This is a genomic window from Glutamicibacter creatinolyticus (genome assembly GCF_006094275.1).
In the GTDB taxonomy this organism is placed as follows: domain Bacteria; phylum Actinomycetota; class Actinomycetes; order Actinomycetales; family Micrococcaceae; genus Glutamicibacter; species Glutamicibacter creatinolyticus.
The window spans coordinates 2,740,091-2,764,289 of the sequence record NZ_CP034412.1 but is presented as its reverse complement, the minus strand read 5'-3'; the positions used below and the strand labels follow the sequence as shown (position 1 = coordinate 2,764,289).

The window sequence follows — 24,199 nt, the reverse complement described above, 5'->3', positions numbered from 1 at the left end:
AGCGCCCGGGCGCCGGCGGGCACCGTGTCCCCGCCGGGAAGAGGCAGGCGCAATGGTTCTCTGGCTAGCGCAGCCGCGGCACCGCGGAGAGCAGGCGCTGGGTGTAGGGGTGCTGCGGATTGGCGAACACCTCGGCGGTGGGTCCGCTCTCCACGAACCGGCCCTGGTACATCACCGCCACCTGATCGCTCATGTGCTCGATCACCGACAGGTCATGGCTGATGAACAGGTAACTGGTCCCGGTCTGGACCTGCAGTTCATCCAGCAGGTCCAGCACCGTGGCCTGGATGGACACATCCAGCGCGGAGACCGGTTCGTCCAGCACCAGCACCGCGGGCCTGGGGGCCAGGGCCCGGGCAATCGCCAGGCGCTGGCGCTGGCCTCCGGAGAGCTGGGTGGGGTAGCGGTTGGCCAGCTGCTCGTCCAGCTGCACCTGGCGCAGCAGTGCGTGGACCTGATCGCGCACCGGGGACAGGCGCCGGCTGCGCCCGGAGGTGAGCGCATCGGCCAGCAGCGCCCCGACCGTGTAGCGCGGGTCGAAGGAGCCCAGCGGGTTCTGGTAGATCGCGCCCATGGCCCGGCGCAGCGGGCGGCGTTCGGCTTCCCGGGCGGGCACGAACCCGCGCCCCAGCAGCCGCACCGTGCCGGCGTCCGGGCGCTGCAGGCCCAGCACCATGCGCGCGGTGGTGGTCTTGCCGCTGCCCGATTCGCCCACGATCCCCAGGGTGGCCCCGCGCGGCAGCGTGAAACTGACGTCATCCACCGCCAGTTGGCCGCCGAAGGCCTTGGACAGCCCGCTGACCTGCAGCGCCGGTTCCGGCCGGGACTCGGTCTGCGCGGTGGCGGCCGTTGCCGGCTGCGGCGCCGGGCGTGGGGTGCTGGCCGCCAGCGGGGTGAAGCGCGGCACCCCGGAGGGGACGGCGCGCAACAGGGTCTGGGTGTACTCGTGGCGCGGGGCGCCCAGCAGTTCTTCGGCAGGACCGCTTTCCACGATCTTCCCGCCGCGCATCACCGCGATCCGATCCGCGACCTGCGCCACCTGGGCCAGGTCGTGGCTGATCATCAGCACCGCCCGGCCCTGCGCCTTCAGCTCACGCAGCTGGCGCAGCACCAGGGCGGTCAGCCCCGCATCCAGGGCCGTGGTCGCCTCGTCGGCGATCACCACCTGCGGGTCCCCGATCAGCGCCTGGGCGATCAGGGCGCGCTGGCGCATGCCGCCGGACAGTTCCCCGCTGCGCTGGGCGGCGCGGCGGGCCGGGTCATCCATGCCCACCGCCTGCAGCATCTGCAGCATCCGGGCGCGGCGTTCGGCGCGCCGCGTTCCACGCAGCGCGTCTGAGATTTCCCGGCCCACCGGGCGCAGCGGGTCCAGTGCGGAGAGCGCGTCCTGCAGCACCAGGCCGATCTGCGCCCCGCGCACGGTCCGCCAGCCGTCTTCACCCAGCCTCAGCCCGTCCTGGCCGAGCACCCGCAGCCGGTCGGCGGTGACGGTTCCGCCGCTGAGCCCCAGCAGGCTGCGGGCGGTCACCGACTTGCCTGACCCGGATTCGCCCACCAGCGCCAGGCACTGCCCGGCGTGCAGGGTGAAGCTGACCCCGTCCACCGCGCCCTGCGCGCCAAAGCGCACCGCCAGCTGCTCGACTTCGATCAGCGGCGCAGCGCCGGGGTTTTCCCGCTTCGTGGTGCTTGCCCTCATGCCGCGTTCACCTTTCCGCCCAGTGCCCGGCCGATCATCGTTGCCCCGGCGGCCACAACCACGATGGCCAGGCCCGGGAAGAAGCTCAACCACCAGGCCAGGTGCAGGTAGGTGCGACCGGCGGCGAGCATCGCACCCCATTCGGGGGCCGGCGGGGGAGTGCCCAGCCCCAGGAAGGACAGCGCCGAGGCCCAGATGACCGCCTGGCCCACCCCCAGGGTGATCAGCGCCAGCAGCGGGCGCAGGGCGTTGGGCAGCAGGTGGTTGCGCACCTTGGCCAGGGTGCCGCGGCCCAGCACGGTGGCGGCCTCCAGCATTTCCGAGGCCTTCAGGGTGCGGATCTGGCTGCGCACCAGCCGGGCGTAGCCCGGCGCGGTCGACAGGCCCACCGCGACGATCGCCGGACCGACCCCGGGGCCGGTAAACGCGATGATCAGCAGCGCCATCAGCAGCGAGGGAATCGCGTACAGCGCCTCCAGCACCCGCAGGATCGCCTCGTCCAGCCAGCGCGGGGACAGGGCGGCGGCGGTGCCCAGCAGCACCGCGATGCCCATGCCCAGTGTGGTGGCCGCCACCCCGATGAACAGCGAGTCCCGGGCGCCGTGCACGATCCGGGTGAGCACATCGCGCCCGGATTCGTCGGTGCCCATCACGTGGTGCAGGTTCGGGGCCTGGAACGCCTCGGCCGGGTTCACCGCCAGCGGGTCGCCCGGGGCCAGCCACTGCGGGAAGAGCGCGAGCACCACCAGCAGCACCAGGAACACCCCGGTCCCGAGCTTCGCCAGCCGGCTCATGCCCGGACCCCGGCCGGGTTGATCAGCCGTTCCACGGCCTCGGTCACGGCCATCACCACCATGTAGCTGGCGGCGGAGAACAAGGCGATGCCGGTGACCATGGGGATGTCGCGGGAGAGCACCGCGGAGAGCAGCGCCCGGCCCAGCCCCGGGCGGGCGAACACGGCTTCGACCACCACGGCCCCGGAGAGCAGGGAGGAAAACGCCCAGCCGGTCAGGCTCAGCGCCGGCAGCGCGGCGTGGCGCAGCCCGTGGCGCCAGAACAGCTGCAGCCGGCTGGCCCCGCGGGCGCGGGCGGCCAGCGCGAACTGGCTGGAAAACGCGGAGGCCAGCGAATCGCGCATCAGCTGGGTGAGGAACCCGGCCAGCGGCAGGGCCAGGGTCAGCACCGGCAGCAGCAGCCCGGCCGCGCTGCCGTTGTCCACCGCCGGCAACCAGCCCAGCATCGTGGAGAACACCATGATCAGCACCGCGCCGAGCCAGAAGTGCGGCACCGCGGCGGCCACGATCTCCACCGTGTTGCCCAGCAGTTCACCGAACCGGTTGGCGCGCAGCGACAGCGCGGCGAACACCAGCGCCAGCACCCAGGCCAGCACCAGTCCCAGCAGCGCCAGCACCAGGGTGGAGGGCAGCACCTCGCCCATGACCGTGAGCACCGGGTCCTTCAGGGAATAGGAGGTGCCAAAGTCCAGGCGCACCAGCTTGCCCAGGAACATCAGGTACTGCGCCGGCAACGGCAGATCCAGCCCGTACTCGGCGCGGGCCGCGGCCAGCGCCTCGGCGGAGGCCTGGGAGCCGGGACCGCCCATGATCGCCTCGGCCGGGTCCCCGGGGATCAGCCGGATGCCCAGGAAGATGGCGGTGGCCACCAGCCACAGCACCACCAGCGCCCCGCCCAGCCGTCGGCCCAGCCACCGCAGCGTACCCATCATCGGTTGCCCGGTGGACCCTAGCGGTCCAGGAACACGTCGTAGTACACCGGGGTGGAGACCGCGGTGGTCGCGCCCATGCCCTTGACGTCCTTGCCGTAGAGGAAGTGGTTCTGCTGGTCGTACAGCGGCAGCACGTAGTAGCCGCCCAGGATCAGCTCCTGGGCCTTGCGGTACTTCTCGGCGCGTTCGGCCTCATCCTCGGTCTGCTCCGCCTCGGTCAGCAGCTGGTCGATCTGCGGGTCCTTGAGCTGGGCGTTGTTCGCGAAGTAGCCCGAGGGGGCCGGCACGGTGGAGTCCGAATGGTAGAGGATGCGCAGCACGCTGGGCCCGACCTTCGTGTACGGCGCGGAGACCAGGTTGTACTCGTGCTTGGCCAGTGCCCCGTACCAGCTGGAAAGGTCCAGCAGGTTGATCTTCACTTCGATTCCGACCTTCTTCGCCGAGGCCTGGATCTGTTCGAACAGGGACTGTTCGGCCGGCACCGACTGGTTTGTGGACACCGGGAAGCTGACGCTCAGCCGCTTGCCGTCCTTCACCCGGTAGCCCTCGGCGTCACGTTGGTTCCAGCCGGCCTCGTCCAGCAGCTGCTCGGCCTTGGCCACGTCCGGGGCGAAGAGCGCCTCCTGGGAGATGCCCAGCGGCTCCACGGAGGAGAGCAGCGAGTAGCTGCGCGGGGCGGTGCCGAAGAACAGGGCGTCGATGCCCGCGTTCACATCCAGCGCGCGGATGAACGCCTCGCGCACCTTGATGTCGTCAAACGGGGCCTTGGCGCTGTTCAGCTCAATGCGGTTTGAGGCGCCCGGGCGCGGGGCGTCCAGGTGCCCCAGCCCGGCGCCCTCGGCCGAGGAGATGGTGTCCGGCTGGGCGTTGTCGATCACGTCGACCTCGCCGGAGGACAGGGCCGCGTAGCGGGTGGCGGCCTCCGGGATGAAGCGCCAGGTGATCCCGTCCAGGTAGGCGCCCTGCTGTTCGCGCCCCTGCTGGGGAGCCGGGGAGACATAGTCCTCGTTGCGCACCAGGTGCACCGCGTCCTGGCGGTCCCAGGAATCGACCTTGAACGGGCCGGTGCCCACCGGGGAGGCGCAGTTCGCGGACTGCTCGCGCTCCAGCGCCTTGGGGGACTGGATGGCGGTCCACGGCATGGACAGCGACTCCAGCAGCGCGTTGTCCGGGGTGGACAGGTGCAGTTCGGCGGTGCGCTCGTCCACCAGCTTGATCTGGTCGACCTTGCCCACCGCCAGGTACCCGGTGGAGGAGGCGGTGTCCGGGTCCTGCAGGTGCTCGATGTTGGCCTTGACCGCCTCGGCGCCCAGCTTCGTGCCGTCGTGGAAGGTGATGCCGTCACGCACGGTGATGGTGCGCACCAGCCCGTCCTCGGACACCTTCGTGGACTCAGCCAGCCACGGCACGATCTGGCCGTTCGCGTCCTTGGTGAACAGCGTCTCCAGGTACTGCGAGGCCACCAGCGCCTGCGGGTAGTTGCCGCCCACGTGCGGGTCCAGGCAGGTTGGTTCGGCGTCCCCGGAGGCGTAGATCAGTGTGCCGCCGGTGACCGGGTCCGCCGATTCGCCCTGCGGGGAGGGGCTGGTGGGGCTGGAACATCCGGCCAGCACGGCCAGGCTCAACGGGATGGACAGCGCGCCAAGGGCCAGGCGCCGGGAGCGGGCGGTGCGTTGCTTCAAGGGGAAAATACCTCGTGGGGCGAAAAATGATGGATAGTCCTGGGTTCCACAATAGTCACCCGGGCCCGGGCCGGGCATGTCGGGTATTCCAGATCACACCCGGCATGCCCGCGCGCCTACTTCTGGCTGGCCACGGTCATCCGGCGGTTCTCATGGGCCGGGCTCTCCAGCTCATCGAGGATCGCCACCGCGAAGTCCTGGGTGGAGACGAAGTCCCCGGCCGGGGAATCGGTGCCCAGGCTGTAGCTGCCGGTGCGGCGGCCGGAGGCGATTTCCGGGGCCGGGGCGGCCACCGTCCAGGTGATCCCGGAAACGGAGGTGAACATGTCATAGACCTGCGCGCTGGTCTCGGCCTCGGCCTTGTAGGCGTCGGGGAAGTCCGGGGTCTGCAGCAGACGCACCCCGTCAACCTCGGTTGCCCCGGCGCCGCCGACCACCAGCAGGCGGGCCGGGACCAGGGTTTCGGTGATTTCCTCGAAGGCATCCAGGTACTCCTGGTGGTCCCCTCCGGTGCGTGATGGGGGCACCGCGATGACCACTGCGTCATGGTTCTTGCCCAGTTCGCGATAGGTGCCCGCATCGGAGAGCTCGGCACTCACCGCGGTGGCGCCCTGGACCGAGGTTCCCGAACGGGTTACCGCGGTGACCTCGTGTCCGCGGGAGAGGGCTTCGGCGACCACCTGGCTGCCCACGGCCCCGGTGGCTCCGTACACTGCAATCTTCATTCTCGGTCCTTTCGGATTGGCGTGGGCCGGCGGCCCATTCCAGATCAGATTATCCAGTGTGCCGCCAGGCGAACAACGTCCCGGTCATCAAAGGACACCGCGCCCCGGGGGGTCAGCGCAGCAGCGGACCGAGCAGCAGAACCAGGGCCGTGGCTCCCAACGCGAGGGTGGCCGCGGCGGTGGCGAACACGGCCACCGCGTCGGCCTGTACCCTTCCGGCCTCCAGCCCGTGGGCCATCCGCCGGTAGCGGCGGCGCTGGGAGAGGAAGATGCCGCCGGCGACCAGCGCGGCAATCCCCACCAGCACCAGCAGGGACTGCCCGTAATGCGGCAGCCAACGCAGGAACACGGCGCTGACGACCAGGAAGGAGATCAGGGTGCGGCCCCAGGCCAGCACGGTGCGTTCGGGCTGCAGCCCGGGATCAGAAATGCGCACATCCTTCATGAGTCCTGCCTCCCCGGTGGCCTAGAAGCCATTGGCCAGGATCATTGCCACGGCCGCCACCGCCGCGGCCACCGCCCCGAACCCCAGCAGCGGCACGATCGCCGGAACCGGCAGCGGGGAGTCCTCACGCATCCGGCGCTCGACCCGCAGCCAGCGGAAGGCCGCTCCGCCGGCGATCAGCATGCCGATGCCAATGACAATCAGCGCCAGCCAGGTGCGCAGCGGAGTGGAGAAGGACGCGGCGGTGAAGGCCTCCAGGGCGATGCCGCCAGCCAGGAAGGCCAGGGACGTGCGGATCCAGGCCAAAAACGTGCGCTCATTGGCCAGGGTGAAGCGCGGGTCAGGTTCCTTGCCGCGGGGCAGGAGCCACCGGGCCAGGCGGCTGCGTTCATGGGTGGACATGATCCTCCTTGGAAGGGGTCGGAAGCGGGGTCGCCGGCACGCGGACTGCATCTAAGTTCATCATGTCCGGGGATGGCGGCACCTGAAAAGTGGTTGCAGACGGCAATTATTAACCGGTTATTCGGCCCGCATCCGGGAGGCCGCGAGCTGCAGCGGCTCCAGCACCCGCTGCAGGTAGCTCTCCCGGTCCTCCCGTGCGGTCGGGGTGGGCGCGCTCAGGGCGATGAGCGGCCCCTGGGGCAGCTGCAGGGGAACGGACAGTGTGCGGATGCCCAGGGTGTGTTCTTCTTCCACGAAGCAGTATCCGCGTTGCCGTGCCAGCTCGATCTGCTCCATGATCTGGGTGCTGTCGGTCAACGTGCGCGAGGTCAATTCGATGCGGGTCGAGGACTCAATGACCGCCCGGGCCTCCTCGGCGGGCAACAGGGAAAGCATGGCCCGCCCCATGGCGGTGCAGTAGGCGGGCAGGTGGCGTCCGGCATTGACCTGGATCGCCAGCTCCTGGGTGGTCTGGGTGGCCAGCACGTTAATGACCTCCCCGTTGGAATATTGGGTGAGGGTGGCGGTTTCGTTGACCGTGTCCGAGAGCTGACGCAGGATCGGTTCGGCCTTGCGGGCGGTTTCATTGGCCGTCAAGTAGGGCTGGGCCAGCTCCAGCAGCTTGGCCCGTGCGCTGAACAATGACCCGTGCTGCGCAAGGTAGCCAAGCTCGGTGAGGGTGGCCAGGTAGCGGCGCACCGCAGCCGGGGCCAGGCCGGTGCGTTCGGCGACTTCGCTCAGGGTGAGTGGAAAACCGGTGAATGCCTTGATCACGCTCAACCCGCGGGCGAAGGACTGTACTCCCGTGGGGGAGTCATGGGGCACGGGCATCGGAATCCTTCCGCAAAGAAACATCAACGCCGCCTCTTGACCTGAGACGACGGTCACAATCATACTTTACGCACACCGAAAAGTATTTTCGCTCTGCGAAGTCAGGGGTTTTCATGCTTCATCGATCATCACGCCTCGTTGCGGCCCTGGCCGGCGCGCTGGCCCTGACCCTGGGGCTCAGCGGCTGCGTCGTGCTGCGCGAGGGCGGGACCGAGCCGGCGCAGAGCGCCGGTGCCCAGCAGGCCTACACCGAGGTGGTGCCGCTGCCCGAAAGCGTCAAGGAGCGCGGCTACCTGGTCTTCGGCTCGCAACTGGCCTCACCGCCCATGAACTTCCCGGCGGACAAGGGCTACCAGGGAATCAACGTCGACGTGGTCGAAGAAATCGGCAACCTGCTCGGGGTGGAGATCCGCTGGAAGCAGCTGCCGTTCGCCGGGTTGATCCCGGCAGTGAAATCCAAGCAGATCGACGCCGGCATTGACCTGATCGGCGACACCCAGGAGCGGGCCCAGGTCGTGGACTTCTCCAACTACATGAACCAGGCCACCTCCCCGCTGGTGCAGCGCGGCAACCCCCACGGCATCGAATCCGCCGCTGATTTGTGCGGGTTGTCGATCGCGATCGTCCGCGGCGGGGTTCAGCTGGAGCTGGCCGAGGACGAAAACGACAAGTGCCTGCAGGAGGGCAAGAAGCCGATCGAGATCAACCAGTTTTCCGCCCCGGGTGATGCACGGCTTTCCGTGCAGGCCGGACGCACCGCAGCGTTTTTGGGCAACACCCCGGTGATGCGGTACATCGCCGAAAACAAGGCGACCAGCAAGGTTTTCGAGATGGGCGGGGAAGCGACCTACCAGCGCCAGCCCATCGGCATCATCACCGCCAAGGACCGCCGCGATCTGAAGCAGTCCATCCAGTCCGCCCTGGACGTGATGCAGGCCGAGGGAACCGTGGACGAACTGCTGGCCAAATGGGAAATCCAGGACCTGGCGCTGGATGCGCCACAGGACGAGGCGAATGAGGAGACAGGGGCAGGCCAATGAGCACCGTTGAGATTTCACAGCTCAAGGACCCGGTGGCCCGCCAGCGCCACCCCTGGCGGCTGGTGTCCGGGCTGCTGGTGATTGCCCTGGTGATCATGGCCGCCCGCGGCCTGTGGGGCAACCGGGCACTGGATCACTCCACCATCGCCGAGTACCTGACCTACCCCAGCATCATGAGCGGACTGAAGAACACAATTGTGCTGGCGCTAATCTCCATGGTCATCGGGGTCGTGGCTGGGTTCATCGTGGCGCTGATGCGCCTGTCGCGGAACCCGGTTCTGCGGGCCATCGGCTTCGCGTACGTCGCCATCGTGCGCAGCATCCCATTGCTGCTGCTGATCCTGTTCGTCGGGAACATCTCCTTGTTCTGGTCGGGCATTGACGTGCTGAACCCCATCACCGGCGAGCTCTGGTACAGCTGGGACATGAATGACCTGATCACCCCGTTCGTTGCCTCGATCATCGCGCTGGCGCTGAACGAGGCGGCCTACATGGCCGAAATCATCCGCTCCGGGCTCTCCGCGGTGGACACCGGCCAACAGGAGGCGGCCAACGCCCTGGGGCTGGGGCCACTGCGCACCATGTTCCGGGTCATCCTGCCCCAGGCGCTGCGCATCATCATTCCCCCCACGGGCAGCCAGTTCATCACGATGATCAAGATGACCTCCCTGGTCTCGGTCATCGCCGGCGGCGACCTGCTGACCGAAGCCCAAAACATCGCCGCCACCAACCTGCGCACCCTGGAGCTGCTCGTGGTTGCCTTCCTCTGGTACCTGGTGGTCACCGGCATCGCGACCATTGGGCAAAGCTTCCTGGAACGACGTCTGGCCCGCGGCCAGCGGAAAGGCTCGGTGTAGTCATGGCCCATTCCACCTCCGCCCCGTCAGCGACCAGCACGAGGCCGCTGCTCACGGTGCGCGGCCTGCACAAGTTCTTCGGCCCGTTGCATGTCCTCAAGGGCGTGGACCTGCAGGTCAATGAAGGCCAGGTCGCCTGCCTGCTCGGCCCCTCCGGGTCCGGCAAGTCCACGCTGCTGCGGTGCATCAACCACCTGGAGAGCGTGGATGCCGGAAGGATCACCATGGATGGGCAGACGCTGTCCTACTTTGAGCGCGGCGGGCAGATGCACCTGCGCCGCCGCCGGGAAATCGACCGGCAGCGCCAGGAGATCGGCATGGTCTTCCAGCACTTCAACCTGTTCCCGCACTACTCCGTGCTGCAGAACATCACCCTGGCTCCCACCCTGCTGGGCAAGTCCAACGCCACCCAAGCCAAGGCCACGGCCATGGAACTGCTCGAACGGGTCGGTCTGGCCAACAAGGCGAACGCCTACCCGGCGTCCCTATCCGGTGGGCAGAAGCAACGGGTGGCCATCGCCCGGGCCCTGGCCATGAAGCCGCGGGTGATGCTCTTCGACGAGCCGACCAGCGCGCTGGACCCCGAGCTGGTCGGTGAGGTGCTCAAGGTGATGAAGGCGCTCGCCGACCAGGGCATGACGATGATCGTGGTCACCCACGAGATGGCGTTCGCCCGTGAGGTCGGGGACCAGGTGGTGGTCATGGACAACGGGGTGATCCTCGAATCCGGGCCCCCGGCCCAGGTCTTCGACGACCCGAGCCATGAACGCACCCGCGACTTCCTGCGCCATGTCCATTAGCGGCTCCTAGGCATTTGAGAACAACGAACAACCAAAGGCGGATCATGACCACCAAGAGCAAGCTGGTGCTGCTGGGCACCGGGGGCGGGCCCACCCCGAAGATCGAACGCAATGCCGCATGCAACGCGGTCGTCGTGGGCGATGCCACCTACATCATCGACGCGGGCAACGGGGTGGCCCGGCAACTGGCACGCGCCCGGCTGGCCTTCAACTCGCTGCGCGCCGTGGGGATCACCCACCACCACTCGGATCACAACGCGGACGTGGGCACGCTGCTGCACCTGGCCTGGTGCGCCAATCTGGACCGGCCGGTGCAGACCTTTGGCCCGGCCCCTTGGCAGAGCATGTGGGACTCCTTCCTGGACTACGCGCGCCGGGACGTGCAGATCCGCATCGTGGACGAGGGGCGGCCGGACTTCGCCTCGCTGATCAGCGCCCGCAACGTCACCGAGCCCGGCCTGGTGTTCGAAGACGAGCGGGTGCGGATCACCGCGGCGTGGGTCAACCACCCGCCCATCGAGGCGCTGGCCTACCGGATCGACACCGAGGACCGCAGCTACGTCATTTCCGGTGACACTACGCCGTGCGACTCCCTGGTGGAGCTGGCCCGCGGCGCCGACGTGCTGGTGCACGAGGTGATGCACATCCCCAGCATTGATCCCCTGCTGCAACGCTCCAACGGGCAGCGGCTGCGCGAACACCTGATCGACTCCCACACCGCCTCCACGGATGTGGGCGCGGTGGGGGCCCGCGCCGAGGTCGGGCACCTGGTGCTCTCACATTTCGTGCCCAGTGCCCCGCAGGTTCCCGACCAGGTTTGGCTGCAAGACGCGCAGCAGGACTTCAGCGGGCCGATCACCGTGGGTGCGGACCTGATGGAAATCTAGGTGCCCCGACCGCGTCCCCGGATTCAGCCCCACCCGCAGCACACGGACAGGATGTAGTCTGGGTCACAAGTAGCCGTTGGTGGTCAGGGAGGGGTTCGGCAATGTTTGAACTGAATGAGGACCAGCAGGCGCTGGTGGAGATGGTTCGGGACTTCGCGACGGACAAGCTGGCCCCGCACGCCCTGGAATGGGACGCAACTTCCCATTTTCCCACCGATGTGCTGGCCGAGGCCGGGGAGCTGGGGATGGGCGGCATCTACGTCAGTGAGGAACACGGCGGCTCCGGGTTGACCCGCAGCGACGCGGTGCTGATCTTTGAGGAGCTGGCCAAGGCCGATCCAAGCATTGCAGCCTACATTTCCATCCACAACATGGTGGTGTGGATGATCGACGCATTCGGCACCGAACAGCAGCGTTCGCGCTGGTTGCCGGAAATCCTGCAGATGCAGCAGCTGGGCGCGTACTGCCTGACCGAGCCCGGGATCGGTTCCGACGCGGCGGCGTTGAGCACCCGGGCCCGGCGCGAGGGCGATGACTACGTGCTCAACGGCGTCAAGCAGTTCATTTCCGGGGCCGGATCAGCGGCGCTGTACATCGTCATGGCCCGCACCTCCCAGGACGGGGCCGCGGGGATCAGCGCCTTCCTGGTGCCCGCGGACGCGCCGGGCCTGTCCTTCGGCGCCAACGAGAAGAAGATGGGGTGGAAGGCCCAGCCCACCCGCCAGGTGATCATGGATGACGTGCGGGTCGGGGCGGACCAGATGCTCGGTGCCGAGGGCCAGGGATTCTCCATTGCCATGCGCGGGCTGAATGGGGGACGACTGAACATCGGGGCATGCTCACTGGGCGGTGGTCAGCACGCGCTGGAAAAGAGCGTGGCCTATCTGAAGGAACGCCAGGCCTTCGGCGGACCACTGACCCGGCAGGAGGCGCTGGTCTTCGAGCTGGCCGACATGGAGATGCGCCTTGAGGCGGCGCGCACCCTGCTGCGCCGCGCCGCCGCCGCGTTGGACGCCAAGGCTCCGGATGCTGTCCGGTTGTGTGCCATGGCCAAACGAATGGCCACAGATGCGGGTTTCAACGCCGCGAACAGCGCCATCCAGCTGCATGGCGGCTACGGCTACCTCAGCGAGTATGGCCTGGAGAAGATTGCCCGCGACCTGCGGGTCCACCAGATCCTGGAGGGCACCAACGAAATCATGCAGTTGATCGTGGGGCGTTCGCTGATCGAGTCCTAGATCGGACGTGGGCTGCAGCGGGGCGGGTCCCGCTTCGCGAAGGCCGTTCGATGAGTCCCCCTGTGCCAGCATGCGCGCGTGCCGGAACTTCGTTGCCCGCACGATTCTTGGTGCTGCCACACCCGGTTCTATAGCCAGTAGCTTGGCGACTGGAGGATGCGCTCAAGCAGTTCCTGAACTTCCTGCGCCCGATCTTCCCAATATGCGGAGCCGAGTAGGAGGTCAAACTCCGACTCTCCGGCACGTTGGGCGAACTGGTCGCGGTAATCTTCCAGTGCATTGGACAGATCGTCGAATTGATCTTTGGTCAGGGTGAGCTGGAGGGTGGTTTTTGGCATCCGCTGATGCTCCTTTCGTCGACTTCCGCGTTGTCTGGGCTACTCCTTCGCGTCTGATGTTGTTGGAAACCTGAAATGCCCCGCAAAGAAGGGCTGATCCGCTCAGAAGCCATCCGCTCATCGGTACCTCCAGCATGCGCGGGCGGGCGCTTTGGCAAAGAACCGCTTCGCGCGGTTGCCGGAGGTTGGAATGACGCTCTAGCGAACCTCGGCTCAAGAGGCGGTATGAGCCGTGGCCGCAGCCTTGGTGCCTGAGGAAGATGGGGCTTTCGGCGTGGTCGGCGTCGACGTGTCGACTTTCTCTACGCTTCGAATCATTCCATGGAGAAATTTGGCCGCTGCGGTGCGTTCATCCGCGGTAAGGCTTTCCACCGCTTCGAGCATTCGCTGATGCATGGGACCAAGAGTTTCACGCACCTCCTGATCCGTGTGCCTGGTGGGCATGATCGCCACCGACCTGCGGTCCTCGGGGTGCACCACACGCTGTGCATAGCCGTCGCGGCACAAGCGGTCAATCAGGGCCGATACCGAGGCGTTGGAGATCTCCAGTTCGCTGGCAAAGTCCTTTTGGCGCAGTATCCGCCCGGATTGATGGGCCTTGAGCAGGAAGCGCAGGGCGAGAAGATCAGTTTCGCCCATTCCCATGGAGTCCCTGGTTGCCGCCCGCATTTTGCGTTCCGCACTTCGATAGCGGCGCAGCAGGTTGAGCAGATCGATCGGCGTGGTTTCCTCGGACCCTTGCGGGTACCAGTAACCGCTGCTTTGAAGTGCGCTCATCGGGGCCTTTCTACTGGAGAGCCGTGTTCTTTAGACCTTGGGATCCACCGGCCAGTCCGTTTTTTCAATCTCCAGCTTGATACATCACAATCTTACATATAGCCTTTCTAACAGTTAGCCAGGCTAAGTGTTATTGTACTATGGAACATCCCGATACACGAGGAGTGAGACATGACAACGAATCATCTTGAGCACCTGGATCACCCTCCGGCCGGGAAGGCCTGGTCACGCAAGTTGTCCGAAGTGGCCCGCTATGCCCGCTACCAGTGTGGGGGACGGGCAGACGTGCATTCCTGCCAGTGCTCAATCACCGGTGACCCGGGTCAACTGGTCATCAATTTTGCGTGCACCGCGACGGACGAGCGATACGTTGCGGATTTGATGCAGTTCGTCAATGATGAACTTCTGCCACAGCTGGAACAAGTCATCGGCATTCAATTTGAGGTGCGGAACCTGCAATTTGCCGTTCAGGGTCAGCATCCCGCCCCCGCCGTGGCGGCAGGGCGGGCGGCCCAGGCTGGCACCGCCGAAGCGGGCTGGCTAATTGATCCCTTCTCGACCGATGAACAGCCAATTATTGCCTCCCCGGCCCTGCGCAGTGACGCAACGCAGGCACAGAAGAAGATCCTCAGCTAAGCGCACTGCTTCAAACGGTGATTTGCCCGGCGGACGCGAGTCAAAAAGTGACCACAGGCGCTCCGCAACGCTGCCGTCCAGACCGCAGTGCAGTGTTTGTAGATTTCTGAAATTAGTCGTTCTTAGAGATAGGGAACCCAAGACATGCCCGGTCGTATCATCAGAACACAGACTGCGCAGCGGGTAGCGCAGGTATTGGCAACAAACGAGGGCAAAGAGTATTTGGGGCTCTTCGGGTGGAAGGCCGGAGTTCCCATTGTGATGACTCAGGCCTCAGAATCATTGGCTGATGCCATGGGCCTGGCCTCCATCCATGGCCGGGCAGTGTTTATTGCCGTGATTGATCGGCACACGGATGAACTGATGATGCTGCACCTGAGCACTCAGCAGCCGGATCTTCGGACCGTTGGTGCGATGCCCCAGGAGATGGGGATGGGTGAATTTTTCGGGAAGCTTACCCAGGCTGATGGCGTCATGACCTTCCGGGTGCCGCAGTGGAAGTACTCGGTCGTGGCGCACAAGATACCTTCCCACGAAGTCTTTCGCGAGGTCGTGTCCCAGCGGGGGTACCGCTTTGCCACCATGCGCTAGCAGGACCGCCTCAAGCCTTGATGCTGGCCCGCGCCTGCCCGGTCATCGCCCGCGGCCCGGGTCTGCTGCGTTGAGCGCCGCACCCGCCGTGGGCAGGTGCGCAGGGGGCACGGGGCTGACCGGTTCGCGCCGGTCAAGCACCTCGGGCAGGGTACCGCCATTCATGACCGCCAGCAGGGTGGCCCGCGTGGGAGCCATCAGCCGCAACCTGCCGGAGTCGGTGTCCTTCAGCAGCTGGCGAGGCGTGATCCAATGCGAATCCAGGGCTTCGGTGGTCTGGTGGCGCGGCTGCTGGCCAGCGTCGAGTCCGGCGACATAGAAGAAGGTGTCAAAACGCTTCGGGTGGCCGAGCGGGGTAATCCAGTTCGCCCACGGCACCAGCTGGCGGGGGTGCAGGCGGGCGCCGGTTTCCTCCCAGACCTCCCTGATGGCCGCGGCCGCCACTACGGCGGAGGCGAAGTGCGATTGCTGTTCGCCCAAGGCCCACAGCGAGGTGTTCCGCCACAGCTGGGCGTGTCCGGCAGCCACCGGTTCGGGAATCGTGTCTACCGCCGCCGCGTCTTGCTCGTCGACGCGCCCGCCGGGGTACACGACCACCCCGGGGGCAAAATCCATGGTCCGGGTCCGGTGCTGGATAAAGACCTCCAGCCCATGGACCGATTCCCGCAGCAGCAGCACGCTGGCGGCCCGTTGCACCGTTACCGCCTCGTGCGCCGCCCGCTGTGCCGCGGTGCGCTGCGGTTCTGGCCAGTTCTGCTCCATGGCTCCCAGTATGGCCGATCTGGACGGTGAGTGCCGCCTTGACGTGGGGCACCGGGAGAAGCCGCGCACCGCGGCTTTGCAAAAATACACGGCGCCGGGGTGTTGTTCCCGCCGCGAGGCTTGGCACGATGGGAATCAAGAGGACGCCGTACCCCGGAAGGAAAATGCCATGACAACCAATGAAACCGCCCGTGGGCAGGTACCGGGCAATGAAGGGCTCGCCGGGCGTCGGGCCATTGTCACCGGTGGGGGCGGCGGCATCGGCCTGGCCTGCGTGCGGGCCCTGGCCCGGCGCGGAGCGCAGGTGATCGTGGCCGACCGGGACGAGGCCGCGGCCAGCGAGGCCGCGGCCGAGGTGGGCGGGGAATCATGGGTGGTGGATCTGTCCGACACCCGGGCGCTGGAGACCCTGGAGTTATCGGCGGACATCCTGGTCAACAATGCCGGGGTGCAGCGGGTCGCGCCGATCCATGAATTCGATCCGCAGGACTGGCGGCTGATCCACCGGTTGATGCTCGAGGCCCCGTTCCTGCTGATCCGAGCGGTGCTGCCGGGCATGTATGAGCGAGGTTTCGGGCGCATCATCAACATTTCCTCGGCCCACGGGCTGATTGGCAGCGCCTACAAGTCTGCCTACGTGGCCGCCAAGCACGGGCTGGAGGGGCTATCGAAGGTCACCGCCCTGGAAGGTGCACAGCACGGGGTCACCAGCAACTGCATCAACCCCGGCTATGTGCGCACCGCCCTGGTGGAGCGCCAGGTCGCCGACCAGGCCGCGGCGCACTCCATCCCCGAATCCGAAGTCGTCGCCAAGGTGATGCTCACCGAAAGTCCGATCAAGCGCCTGGTGGAGCCCGAGGAGGTGGCCGAGCTGGCCGAATGGCTGGCCGCCGGGCCGGCGGCCATGGTCACCGGGGCCAGCTACACCATGGACGGGGGCTGGACCGCGCACTAGCGCCGCGGCCCAACCACCCTAGCTGTACTGTCCAGGCAGGTTGATTAAGCGGCTGATGGGTGGCTGGTTCCCGATCGCGGTGTGGGGCCTGTGGTGATTGTACTCATGAATCCATGCCGGCAGGGCTTGGCGGCGTGCTGATTCACTGTCGTAGAACTTGGCATAGGCCCACCCATCGCTCAGCGTCCGGTGAAACCGCTCGATCTTGCCATTGGTTTGGGGCCGGTAGGGACGGGTTCGCTTCGGCACCACGCCCAGCTGAAGGCAGGCATCGCGCCAGGAGCGAGAGCGATAGGCGGAGCCGTTATCACTGAGCACTCGCTCTACGGTGACGTTCCGAGCGGCGAACCATTTCACCGCTCGTTGGAGCACGGCGATGGCTGTTACTGCCTTTTCGTTCTGGTGAATCTCGGCGTACGCGACCCGTGAGTGGTCATCGATCACGGTGTGCACGAAGGCGGTGCCCAGCCGGGGATGTCCGCTGGGGGTGCGTTGGCCGGTGCGGTTCGCAGTGACCCGTGAGTTGTGTTCCCCGGCCTGTCGTCCCAGGAACCGGTGTCCGCCGCCGTCGGGGATGTTGCCGAACTTCGTGACATCCACGTGGATCATGGCCCCGGGATAGGGGTGTTCGTAACGACGGATCCTCTCGCCGGTGACCCGGTCGATGTAGCGCAGTCGATTGATTCGGCACCGCTTCAGAACCGCGTGCACGGTCGAAGCGGCCAGGCCCAGCCGGTAGGCGATCTGGACTGGGCCCAGGCGCTTGCGCCAGCGCAGGGACACGATTTTCTTCACCACCGAAGTGGTGAATTTTCTTCACCACCGAAGTGGTGGTGCGGTTCGGGCTGGTGCGCGGCCTGCTGGGACGATCGTTCATTCCGTCCTTGCCGTGCTCGCGGTAGCGTTGCTCCCACCGCTTGGCTGTGGTCCAGGCGACCATGAATAGTTTCGCGGCGGCGGCCACGCTCCAGCCGTGCTCGACAATGAGCTGGGCCAGTCGCAAACGTGCTTTAGGGGTCAGCGCTGCGTTAGCGTGGGACATGAGGGCCTCCTGTTTGTGAAGCGGTTACTTAGACAGCTCCACTCCACATCAGGAGGCCTTCGTCATCCCATCAATTCATATCGTGTCGTCGCAGGAATTCAACCAACGTCCCTGGGCAGTACACCTAGCCGGCGACCTTCTGCACCCGGTGTCCCAGCTGGTGGGTGGGCACCCGGAAGGTTTCCCGGGCGGTCAGCGCCGAGATGCTGGCCACCAGGGCGACCGCGGCGGTGAACAGGCTGATCTGCACCCAGCCCCCGGGCTCCAGTCCACCCATCGCCGCAACGATCGAGGGGGCGAAGCCGGCCATCAGGAATCCGAGCTGGGTGCCGATCGCCAGGCCGGAGAAGCGCACCTGGGAGGAGAACATCTCCGCATAGAAGCTGGGCCATACCGCATTGGCGGCCGCGTAGGCGCAGGAGAAGACCAGCAGGGACAACGCGAACTGCAGCAGCGTGTTGCCGCCTTCCATGGAACGGATGTAGAAGGGCATGAAGGCGGCCGAACCCAGTGCGCCGTAGATGTACACCGGTTTGCGTCCGATCTTGTCGGCCAGCATGCCAAAGAGCGGCTGGGTGAACAGCGCACCGATGTTGCCCACGACCACCAGCCACAGGGTGATCGACTCATCCAGGTGGCCGATGGTCTTGCCGTAGGAGATCGCCAGGGTGCCGTAGACGGTGGAGACGGCGGCGATGAACGCGCACAGGATCACCCGCAGCACGTCCCGCCAGTGGAAGCGCAGCAGTACGCCCAGCGGCAGCTTGGCGATTTCATTGTTCTTCTTCGCGGCCTCGAACTCCGGGGTCTCGTGCAGGGAGCGGCGGATGAAGTAGGTCACGATGACCACCACGGCCGAAAGCCAGAACGGGATGCGCCAGCCGATGCCGAACTTGATCTCATCGGGCAGGGCCACCACGGGGATGAACACCAGGGCGGCCAGGATCTGCCCGCCCTGGGTGCCGGTCAGCGTCCAGGAGGTAAAGAAGCTGCGGCGGTGATCCGGGGCGTGTTCCAGGCTCAGTGAGGAGGCCCCGGCCTGCTCGCCCGCGGCGGAAAGCCCCTGCAGCAGCCGGGCCAGCACCAGCAGGATCGGCGCCAGCCAACCCACCTGGTCGAAGGTCGGCAGGCAGCCGATGGCGAAGGTGGCCGCGCCCATCATCACCAGGGTGAACATCAAGACCTTTTGCCGGCCAATCCGGTCCCCGAAGTGTCCGAGGATCACCGCACCAATGGGTCGGGCGATGTAGGCGAAGCCGAAGGTCGCCAGGGACATCACCGCGGCATTGGTGTCCGCGTCGGGGAAGAAGATGTGCGGGAAGATTAGGGCCGCGGCGGATCCGAAGATGAAGAAGTCATAGTATTCGACGGCGCTGCCCATGAAGCTGGCCAACGCCGCCTTGACCGGCGTGCGCTGGGGGACCGGCGGATTGCTGGCGTCCGCCCCCTGGTGGATGTGTGACATCAAGATCTCCTCGAATCAGGTCCTGGGTCCTACTGAAATTCTACGCTTGTGCGCTATGCGTACACTTGTGCGTAAAACGTACATGGATATAGAGTAGAGCTAAATCACAATCGAGACAATCCCCTTCGCCGCAACGTCCGCATCGCGGTCCGGCACCAGCGATTGCCACGCCATCGGACGCTGTCTGAAGATGGAGGCAGGGCCAGCAGCAACTGACCCGCCCCATCCGGCGGGTCGGGTGAAGGGTTGAAGAACGAGAATGGGGAGCACCCGGTGAGCACCACAGCACAGTCCTATCTGGTCGGTCTGATCGGCGACGGCGTCATGCCCTCGCTGACCCCGCCGCTGCATGAACGCGAAGCCGATCAGCACCGGCTGCGCTATCTTTACCGGCCCATTGACCTGACCGAAATCCATCGCCCCGCCCAGGACGTGGGGCAGCTGCTGCGCGCCGCCGCGGAGCTGGGCTACAACGCCTTCAACATCACCCACCCCTGCAAGCAGCTGGTGATGGAACACCTGGATGAGATCAGCCCGAACGCGGCCAGCATCGGGGCCGTGAACACCGTGGTGATCCGGGACGGGAAGTTCCACGGGCACAACACCGACGCCTCCGGGTTTGGCTGGGCACTGGCCACCGGGCTGCCGCAGGTGCCGCTGGAGACCGTGCTGCAGCTGGGGGCTGGCGGTGCCGGGGCGGCCGTTGCCTACGCTCTGCTGGATTCCGGGGTGCGCCACCTGATCCTCGTTGACCCGGATGAGCAACGCGCCGGGCAACGTGCGGCCGCGTTGAGCCAGAATTTCCCTAACCGGCAGATCAGCACCGCCACGCCCCAGCAGGCTCCGCAGCTGCTGGCGCAGGTGGACGGGCTGCTGAACGCCAGCCCGATTGGCATGCACCATCATCCGGGCCTGCCGCTGGAACTGACAAACCTCGAACCCCGCCACTGGGTGGCGGACTGCGTCTACCGTCCGGTGGACACCGAACTGATCACCACCGCGCGGGAACGCGGCTGCCGGGTGCTCGATGGCGGCAACATGGCGGTGGGTCAGGCCGTGGACGCGTTCGAGATCATCACCGGAATCCGCCCCGATGCCGTCCGGATGCGTGAACACCTGCTGCAGATGCTGGAGGCCGGACTCTGATGCGCACCTCCATCGCCACCGTCTGCCTCTCCGGCACCCTGGAGGAAAAGATGCTCGCCTGCGCCAAGGCCGGGTTCGACGGCATCGAGATCTTTGAACAGGACCTGACCGTCAGCCCCAAGTCCCCGGAGGAGGTCCGCGCCCTGGCCCAGCGTCTGGGACTGAGCCTGGACTTGTTCCAGCCGTTCCGCGACTTTGAAGGGGTCGACCCGGCCACGCTGGCGGCCAACCTGCGCCGGGCCGAGGAAAAGTTCAAGCTGATGCAGCGCCTGGGCATGGATCTGATCCTGCTGTGCTCCAATGTCGCCACCGCCACCATCAACGATGACGAATTGTTTGCCGACCAGATCCGCCAGTTGGCCGACCTGGCAGAGCGCTACCACGTGCGCATTGCCTACGAGGCGCTGGCCTGGGGCAAGTACGTGAACACCTACCAGCACTCCTGGCGCATCGCCCAGCTGGTGGACCGGCCAAACGTGGGGATCTGCCTGGACTCCTTCCACATCCTCTCCCGCGGGGATGACCCGGCGGACATTGCCCGGATCCCGGGGGAGAAGATCTTCTTTGTCCAGCTGGCCGATGCCCCGGCCATGAAATTGGATGTGCTCTCCTGGTCCCGCCACTACCGGGTGTTCCCGGGCGAAGGCGGCTTCCAGCTGGATCAGTTCATGGCCCAGCTGGTGCGCTCAGGCTATGACGGGATCGTGTCGTTGGAAATCTTCAATGACGTCTTCCGCCAATCCAATGTCGTGCGCACCGCCGTGGACGGGCTGCGCTCACTGATCTGGCTGCAGGACCGCACCATGGAACTGATGGGCAGCGAAGCCAACGGCTATCCGTTGCAGCTGCGCGCCCTGCCCGAGGCGCAGGCGCCGGAAGGGTTCGACTACGCCGAGATCCGCACCGAGGACCCCGAACTGGTCGCCGGGATGCTGGCCCAACTGGGCTTCAGCTTCCACGGCCAGCACCGGCGCAAGCCGGTCCAGCTGTGGAAGGCCGGCAACGCGCGCATCATCATCAACACCCAGCGCAGCCGCGGGGTCACCGCCCAGGTCTCGGGCTTCGGGATCCAGGTGCCCGACGCACGACCGAGCACCGAGCGCGCCCGAGCACTGCTGGCCCCGGTGGTCCCGCGGCACCACACCAGTGACGAACAGGAGCTGACCGGGTTCCTCGCCCCGGATGACACCGAGGTCTTCTTCTCCAGCCCCCAGGCCACCGCCGCCTGGGAGGCGGAATTCGGGGTTGGCACCCCGGCCACCCCGGCCGGGCCGATCACCGGAATTGACCACGTGAACCTCGCCCAGCCCTGGCAGGCATTCGATGAATCCGTGCTGTTCTACACCAGCACGTTGAACCTGCAGGCCATCGCCGGAACCGAGGTCCCCAGCCCCATGGGGCTGGTGCGTTCCCAGGTGCTGCGCACCCCCGACGCCGCGGTGCGCCTGGCCCTGAACATCGTGCCCCAGGGCCTGGAGGCGACCATCGAGCGCAACCACGAATACCCGGAGCACATCGCGGTGGCCACCACCGACATCATCGCGCTGGCGCGCCGGGCGGTGCAGGCCGGCATGGAGTTCCTGCCCGTGCCGGAAAACTACTATGAGGACCTGGCTTCCCGCTTCGAGCTGTCCGAAGAGCAGCTGCAGACGCTGCGCGAACTGAATCTGCTCTTCGACCGGGACGAGCACGGCGTGTTCCTGCACTTCTACACCGCCACCGTGGGAAATCTGTTCTTCGAAGTCGTGGAACGCCGTGACGGCTACGATGGGTACGGGGCGCCGAACGCCCCGATACGGCTGGCGGCGCAGTTCGAAAGGAACCGCCTCACCGGTCGATAACCAACGACAAAGTGGAAGCGGGGATGCTGCGCGTGGCCGAACAACCAGACTACTACGTGAAGTCGGCCGAGAAGACCCTGGCGGTGCTGCTGGCCTTCTCCGCGCAAAGCGACCCCCTGACGGTGTCCCAGGTGGCCGCGGCCACCGACGTCACCCGGGCCACCGCCCGGCGTTTCCTGCTGACCCTTGTGGATTTGGGCTACCTGGAAAGCGTGGGCAACGCGTTCCGCCAAACCCCCAGGGTGCTGGACATCGGGGCCTCCTATCTCTCCGGGCTGACGCTGCCGCAGGTCGCGGCCCCGCACCTGCAGCGCCTGGCCCGCGAGCTGGAGGAAACCACCTCGCTGTGCGTGCTGGACGGGCAGGACATCCTGTACGTCGAGCGGGTGCTTTCCCCGCGCCTGCACTCGCTGAACACCGCCATCGGCAACCGGATGCCCGCCTGGGTCACCTCCATGGGCCGGGTACTGATGGCAGGGCTGCCGCACGATGAGCGGGAACGGTTCCTTTCGCGGATCGAGTTGACCCATTACACCTCCAAAACCGTGGCGAGCATCGATGAGCTGCGCGAGGAGCTGGAACTGGTGGCGGACCAGGGGTGGTCGATGGTCGCCCAGGAGCTGGACGAGGGGCTGCGCGGCCTGGCGGTTCCGGTGTATCGCGGCCAGCAGCTGCTCGGGGCCCTGAACGTCTCCGTGCAGCCCGGGCGGGTTGGCTCGGATTCCATTACCGAGCAGATGATTCCCCTGATGCTGCAGACCGCCCGGGACATTGCTGATGACTTCGGCGGGCGGATCGCCGCGAACTAGCTGCGCCAACCCTCCTTGGCCAGGAGACGCGCAGGTCGCAGAGCGGCGGCCGGGCCGGACAGCGGGCCGTGGACGAGCGGTGCAACGGCAATGCGCCCTGCTCGTCCACGGCTGGGCGGCTAGGCGGAAAGCGCCGCAATCTCCCGTTCAAGCAGGGCCGAAAGGCGCTTCACGCCCTCGGTGATGGTCGGCTCGTCCACCGCGCAAAATGCCAGGCGCAGTTTGTTGCTGGACTCCTCTCCCGGGCTGAAGGCGGCGCCGGGGATGAAGATAACCCCGGACTTCACGCCCTCCTGCAACAGTTGGTAGGTGTCGATGCCCTGCGGCAGGGTCAGCCAGATGAAGAACCCGCCTTCCGGGCGGGTGTAGCTGATACCCTCGGGCAGGTACTGCTCCAGTGCGCTGAGCATGGCATCACGGCGTGCCGCATACAGCTGGCGGTAGTCATCGATCTGGCCCCGCCAGTCGTGTTCCTTCAGGTAGTCGCTGATGATCATCTGATTCAGCGTCGGTGGGCACAGCGCCACCGCCTCCCCGGCCAGGTAGAAGCGCCGGAACAGGTGCGTGGGAACCGCGGCCCAGCCAATGCGCAGGCCGGGGGAGAGGATCTTGGAAAACGAGCCCATGTAGATGACGTTCTGCGGATCCAGGCTGCGCAGCGTGGGGGCGGGCTCGCCCTCGTAACGCAGCATGCCGTACGGGTTGTCCTCCAGCACCAGCACTCCGGCGGCGCGGCAGATGTCAACGACGCGTTGGCGCCGTTCGGCGGCCAGGGTGATCCCCGAGGGATTGTTGAAGTTCGGGATGGTGTACAGGAACTTCACCCGTTCCCCGGCAGCGCGTAGTTCCTCGATGCGACGTTCCAGGGCTTCGGGGACAATTCCGTCCTCGTCGGTCAGCACCGGGGCTGCCTTGACCTGGTAGGCCTCAAAGGTGTTCAGGGCCCCGACATAGGTCGGGTCCTCGCAAAGCACGGTGTCGCCGGGATCGCAGAAGACCTTGCAGGCCATGTCCTGGGCGGACTGGGAACCGTTGGTCACCACCACGTCATCGAAGTCGACGTTGTGGATGCCTTCGGCCGCCATGACCTCCAGAATCTGGCCGCGTAGCTCCTCGGTGCCCAGGCCCGAACCGTATTGCAGGGCCACCGGCCCCTGCTCAACGATGATGCGCCGGGCGATCTCGCCCAGCTTCGCCAGGGGAAGAGACTGCAGGTAGGGGTTGCCTCCGGCAAGGGAAACGAGTGAGGGGTCCAATGACAGCTCGAAAACGTCGCGGACGGCCGACTGTTTGATGCCGGCGGCGCGTTCGGAGAACAGGGTTTCGTGCTGGGCGATGATGGACTCGTTGGCGGGTGAGACCGACATGGTGCTCCTCAACTAGCGTGGCGTGTCGGCGGTGGCGTCCGGGAAGCCCGCGCGAGGAACCCGGTGGGCGGCGACACTGCCGAAGTTTTCCGATGAACTACT

24 protein-coding genes and 1 pseudogene are annotated in these 24,199 nt (G+C 66.4%); 11 read left to right on the top strand and 14 right to left on the bottom strand.

The window, feature by feature from the left end:
- Positions 1–64 precede the first annotated feature (64 nt).
- From GcLGCM259_RS12735 to GcLGCM259_RS12700, 8 genes are all read right to left on the bottom strand, one after another.
- Complete coding sequence (locus GcLGCM259_RS12735) at positions 65–1,696, bottom strand: dipeptide ABC transporter ATP-binding protein (RefSeq protein ID WP_138926829.1); 1,632 nt, start codon at positions 1,694–1,696, stop codon at positions 65–67.
- Positions 1,693–2,490, bottom strand: coding sequence for an ABC transporter permease (locus tag GcLGCM259_RS12730; protein WP_138926828.1), 798 nt, complete (start codon positions 2,488–2,490; stop codon positions 1,693–1,695). The genes GcLGCM259_RS12735 and GcLGCM259_RS12730 overlap by 4 nt, the downstream gene beginning before the upstream one ends.
- Positions 2,487–3,422, bottom strand: coding sequence for an ABC transporter permease (locus GcLGCM259_RS12725; RefSeq protein ID WP_249354428.1), 936 nt, complete (start codon positions 3,420–3,422; stop codon positions 2,487–2,489). Before GcLGCM259_RS12725 ends, GcLGCM259_RS12730 begins: the two co-directional genes overlap by 4 nt.
- Before the next feature lie 17 nt (positions 3,423–3,439).
- Positions 3,440–5,104, bottom strand: coding sequence for an ABC transporter substrate-binding protein (locus GcLGCM259_RS12720; protein ID WP_246049590.1), 1,665 nt, complete (start codon positions 5,102–5,104; stop codon positions 3,440–3,442).
- 116 nt (positions 5,105–5,220) lie between these two features.
- Positions 5,221–5,829 (bottom strand): NAD(P)-dependent oxidoreductase, encoded by a 609-nt coding sequence (locus tag GcLGCM259_RS12715; protein ID WP_138926826.1) that lies wholly within the window; start codon positions 5,827–5,829, stop codon positions 5,221–5,223.
- 112 nt (positions 5,830–5,941) lie between these two features.
- A complete protein-coding gene (locus tag GcLGCM259_RS12710; protein ID WP_138926825.1) occupies positions 5,942–6,274 on the bottom strand; it encodes a DUF202 domain-containing protein in 333 nt (110 codons plus the stop codon).
- Positions 6,275–6,295: 21 nt separating this feature from the next.
- Positions 6,296–6,676 carry a YidH family protein gene (locus GcLGCM259_RS12705; RefSeq protein WP_138926824.1) on the bottom strand — a complete coding sequence of 127 codons (381 nt, stop codon included), beginning with the start codon at positions 6,674–6,676 and terminating at the stop codon, positions 6,296–6,298.
- A gap of 117 nt (positions 6,677–6,793) precedes the next feature.
- The gene (locus tag GcLGCM259_RS12700) at positions 6,794–7,546 is read right to left on the bottom strand and encodes an IclR family transcriptional regulator domain-containing protein (RefSeq protein WP_217496530.1); all 753 of its coding nucleotides are present in this window, start codon (positions 7,544–7,546) and stop codon (positions 6,794–6,796) included.
- 113 nt (positions 7,547–7,659) lie between these two features.
- Between GcLGCM259_RS12700 and GcLGCM259_RS12695 the strand changes: the two genes are divergently transcribed.
- From GcLGCM259_RS12695 to GcLGCM259_RS12675, 5 genes are all read left to right on the top strand, one after another.
- Positions 7,660–8,586, top strand: coding sequence for an ABC transporter substrate-binding protein (locus GcLGCM259_RS12695; RefSeq protein ID WP_138926822.1), 927 nt, complete (start codon positions 7,660–7,662; stop codon positions 8,584–8,586).
- Positions 8,583–9,443 (top strand): amino acid ABC transporter permease, encoded by an 861-nt coding sequence (locus GcLGCM259_RS12690; RefSeq protein ID WP_138175755.1) that lies wholly within the window; start codon positions 8,583–8,585, stop codon positions 9,441–9,443. Before GcLGCM259_RS12695 ends, GcLGCM259_RS12690 begins: the two co-directional genes overlap by 4 nt.
- Positions 9,444–9,445: 2 nt before the next feature.
- The gene (locus GcLGCM259_RS12685) at positions 9,446–10,243 is read left to right on the top strand and encodes an amino acid ABC transporter ATP-binding protein (protein ID WP_138926821.1); all 798 of its coding nucleotides are present in this window, start codon (positions 9,446–9,448) and stop codon (positions 10,241–10,243) included.
- Between the two features lie 44 nt (positions 10,244–10,287).
- Positions 10,288–11,130, top strand: coding sequence for an MBL fold metallo-hydrolase (locus tag GcLGCM259_RS12680; RefSeq protein ID WP_138926820.1), 843 nt, complete (start codon positions 10,288–10,290; stop codon positions 11,128–11,130).
- Between the two features lie 101 nt (positions 11,131–11,231).
- Positions 11,232–12,368, top strand: coding sequence for an acyl-CoA dehydrogenase family protein (locus GcLGCM259_RS12675; protein WP_138926819.1), 1,137 nt, complete (start codon positions 11,232–11,234; stop codon positions 12,366–12,368).
- A 128-nt stretch (positions 12,369–12,496) separates the two neighbouring features.
- On the opposite strand, the gene GcLGCM259_RS12670 is transcribed toward GcLGCM259_RS12675, so the two are convergent.
- Both GcLGCM259_RS12670 and GcLGCM259_RS12665 read right to left on the bottom strand, forming a co-directional pair.
- The gene (locus GcLGCM259_RS12670; protein WP_138175763.1) at positions 12,497–12,706 is read right to left on the bottom strand and encodes a hypothetical protein; all 210 of its coding nucleotides are present in this window, start codon (positions 12,704–12,706) and stop codon (positions 12,497–12,499) included.
- 213 nt (positions 12,707–12,919) lie between these two features.
- A complete protein-coding gene (locus GcLGCM259_RS12665; RefSeq protein WP_138926818.1) occupies positions 12,920–13,483 on the bottom strand; it encodes a MarR family winged helix-turn-helix transcriptional regulator in 564 nt (187 codons plus the stop codon).
- Between the two features lie 171 nt (positions 13,484–13,654).
- Here GcLGCM259_RS12665 and GcLGCM259_RS12660 point away from each other — a divergent pair, with 171 nt between their 5' ends.
- Together GcLGCM259_RS12660 and GcLGCM259_RS12655 are read left to right on the top strand one after the other, a co-directional pair.
- Positions 13,655–14,119, top strand: coding sequence for a hypothetical protein (locus tag GcLGCM259_RS12660; protein WP_138926817.1), 465 nt, complete (start codon positions 13,655–13,657; stop codon positions 14,117–14,119).
- Positions 14,120–14,263: 144 nt separating this feature from the next.
- The gene (locus GcLGCM259_RS12655) at positions 14,264–14,710 is read left to right on the top strand and encodes a hypothetical protein (RefSeq protein ID WP_138926816.1); all 447 of its coding nucleotides are present in this window, start codon (positions 14,264–14,266) and stop codon (positions 14,708–14,710) included.
- Positions 14,711–14,752: 42 nt separating this feature from the next.
- On the opposite strand, the gene GcLGCM259_RS12650 is transcribed toward GcLGCM259_RS12655, so the two are convergent.
- On the bottom strand, positions 14,753–15,472 hold the full coding sequence (locus tag GcLGCM259_RS12650) for an NUDIX hydrolase (RefSeq protein WP_138926815.1): 720 nt from the start codon (positions 15,470–15,472) through the stop codon (positions 14,753–14,755).
- A 169-nt stretch (positions 15,473–15,641) separates the two neighbouring features.
- On the opposite strand from GcLGCM259_RS12650, the gene GcLGCM259_RS12645 reads away from it, so the two are divergent.
- Positions 15,642–16,427 carry a 3-hydroxybutyrate dehydrogenase gene (locus GcLGCM259_RS12645; RefSeq protein ID WP_138926814.1) on the top strand — a complete coding sequence of 262 codons (786 nt, stop codon included), beginning with the start codon at positions 15,642–15,644 and terminating at the stop codon, positions 16,425–16,427.
- Positions 16,428–16,445: 18 nt separating this feature from the next.
- Here GcLGCM259_RS12645 and GcLGCM259_RS12640 read toward each other — a convergent pair.
- Positions 16,446–17,469 (bottom strand): annotated as a pseudogene (locus tag GcLGCM259_RS12640) (IS481 family transposase).
- A 124-nt stretch (positions 17,470–17,593) separates the two neighbouring features.
- Positions 17,594–18,934 carry an MFS transporter gene (locus GcLGCM259_RS12635; RefSeq protein WP_138175775.1) on the bottom strand — a complete coding sequence of 447 codons (1,341 nt, stop codon included), beginning with the start codon at positions 18,932–18,934 and terminating at the stop codon, positions 17,594–17,596.
- A 273-nt stretch (positions 18,935–19,207) separates the two neighbouring features.
- Here GcLGCM259_RS12635 and GcLGCM259_RS12630 point away from each other — a divergent pair, with 273 nt between their 5' ends.
- The 3 genes from GcLGCM259_RS12630 to GcLGCM259_RS12620 are packed head-to-tail and all read left to right on the top strand — an operon-like array spanning position 19,208 to position 22,730.
- Positions 19,208–20,080, top strand: coding sequence for a shikimate dehydrogenase (locus GcLGCM259_RS12630; protein WP_138926813.1), 873 nt, complete (start codon positions 19,208–19,210; stop codon positions 20,078–20,080).
- Positions 20,080–21,921, top strand: coding sequence for a bifunctional sugar phosphate isomerase/epimerase/4-hydroxyphenylpyruvate dioxygenase family protein (locus tag GcLGCM259_RS12625; protein WP_138926812.1), 1,842 nt, complete (start codon positions 20,080–20,082; stop codon positions 21,919–21,921). Before GcLGCM259_RS12630 ends, GcLGCM259_RS12625 begins: the two co-directional genes overlap by 1 nt.
- A gap of 23 nt (positions 21,922–21,944) precedes the next feature.
- The gene (locus GcLGCM259_RS12620) at positions 21,945–22,730 is read left to right on the top strand and encodes an IclR family transcriptional regulator domain-containing protein (protein ID WP_342773560.1); all 786 of its coding nucleotides are present in this window, start codon (positions 21,945–21,947) and stop codon (positions 22,728–22,730) included.
- Positions 22,731–22,849: 119 nt separating this feature from the next.
- On the opposite strand, the gene GcLGCM259_RS12615 is transcribed toward GcLGCM259_RS12620, so the two are convergent.
- On the bottom strand, positions 22,850–24,097 hold the full coding sequence (locus GcLGCM259_RS12615) for an aminotransferase-like domain-containing protein (RefSeq protein ID WP_138926811.1): 1,248 nt from the start codon (positions 24,095–24,097) through the stop codon (positions 22,850–22,852).
- Between the last annotated feature and the right edge of the window lie 102 nt (positions 24,098–24,199).

Bases quoted from the DNA above. Each gene is read 5' to 3' on its own strand.
- GcLGCM259_RS12675 (WP_138926819.1), top strand. From the start codon at position 11,232: ATGTTTGAACTGAATGAGGACCAGCAGGCGCTGGTGGAGATGGTTCGG.
- GcLGCM259_RS12685 (WP_138926821.1), top strand. From the start codon at position 9,446: ATGGCCCATTCCACCTCCGCCCCGTCAGCGACCAGCACGAGGCCGCTG.
- GcLGCM259_RS12620 (WP_342773560.1), top strand. From the start codon at position 21,945: ATGCTGCGCGTGGCCGAACAACCAGACTACTACGTGAAGTCGGCCGAG.
- GcLGCM259_RS12670 (WP_138175763.1), bottom strand. From the start codon at position 12,706: ATGCCAAAAACCACCCTCCAGCTCACCCTGACCAAAGATCAATTCGAC.
- GcLGCM259_RS12690 (WP_138175755.1), top strand. From the start codon at position 8,583: ATGAGCACCGTTGAGATTTCACAGCTCAAGGACCCGGTGGCCCGCCAG.
- GcLGCM259_RS12730 (WP_138926828.1), bottom strand. From the start codon at position 2,490: ATGAGCCGGCTGGCGAAGCTCGGGACCGGGGTGTTCCTGGTGCTGCTG.
- GcLGCM259_RS12635 (WP_138175775.1), bottom strand. From the start codon at position 18,934: ATGTCACACATCCACCAGGGGGCGGACGCCAGCAATCCGCCGGTCCCC.
- GcLGCM259_RS12615 (WP_138926811.1), bottom strand. From the start codon at position 24,097: ATGTCGGTCTCACCCGCCAACGAGTCCATCATCGCCCAGCACGAAACC.
- GcLGCM259_RS12655 (WP_138926816.1), top strand. From the start codon at position 14,264: ATGCCCGGTCGTATCATCAGAACACAGACTGCGCAGCGGGTAGCGCAG.
- GcLGCM259_RS12650 (WP_138926815.1), bottom strand. From the start codon at position 15,472: ATGGAGCAGAACTGGCCAGAACCGCAGCGCACCGCGGCACAGCGGGCG.
- GcLGCM259_RS12705 (WP_138926824.1), bottom strand. From the start codon at position 6,676: ATGTCCACCCATGAACGCAGCCGCCTGGCCCGGTGGCTCCTGCCCCGC.
- GcLGCM259_RS12725 (WP_249354428.1), bottom strand. From the start codon at position 3,422: ATGATGGGTACGCTGCGGTGGCTGGGCCGACGGCTGGGCGGGGCGCTG.
- GcLGCM259_RS12680 (WP_138926820.1), top strand. From the start codon at position 10,288: ATGACCACCAAGAGCAAGCTGGTGCTGCTGGGCACCGGGGGCGGGCCC.
- GcLGCM259_RS12715 (WP_138926826.1), bottom strand. From the start codon at position 5,829: ATGAAGATTGCAGTGTACGGAGCCACCGGGGCCGTGGGCAGCCAGGTG.
- GcLGCM259_RS12735 (WP_138926829.1), bottom strand. From the start codon at position 1,696: ATGAGGGCAAGCACCACGAAGCGGGAAAACCCCGGCGCTGCGCCGCTG.
- GcLGCM259_RS12625 (WP_138926812.1), top strand. From the start codon at position 20,080: ATGCGCACCTCCATCGCCACCGTCTGCCTCTCCGGCACCCTGGAGGAA.
- GcLGCM259_RS12700 (WP_217496530.1), bottom strand. From the start codon at position 7,546: ATGCCCGTGCCCCATGACTCCCCCACGGGAGTACAGTCCTTCGCCCGC.
- GcLGCM259_RS12645 (WP_138926814.1), top strand. From the start codon at position 15,642: ATGACAACCAATGAAACCGCCCGTGGGCAGGTACCGGGCAATGAAGGG.
- GcLGCM259_RS12710 (WP_138926825.1), bottom strand. From the start codon at position 6,274: ATGAAGGATGTGCGCATTTCTGATCCCGGGCTGCAGCCCGAACGCACC.
- GcLGCM259_RS12665 (WP_138926818.1), bottom strand. From the start codon at position 13,483: ATGAGCGCACTTCAAAGCAGCGGTTACTGGTACCCGCAAGGGTCCGAG.
- GcLGCM259_RS12660 (WP_138926817.1), top strand. From the start codon at position 13,655: ATGACAACGAATCATCTTGAGCACCTGGATCACCCTCCGGCCGGGAAG.
- GcLGCM259_RS12695 (WP_138926822.1), top strand. From the start codon at position 7,660: ATGCTTCATCGATCATCACGCCTCGTTGCGGCCCTGGCCGGCGCGCTG.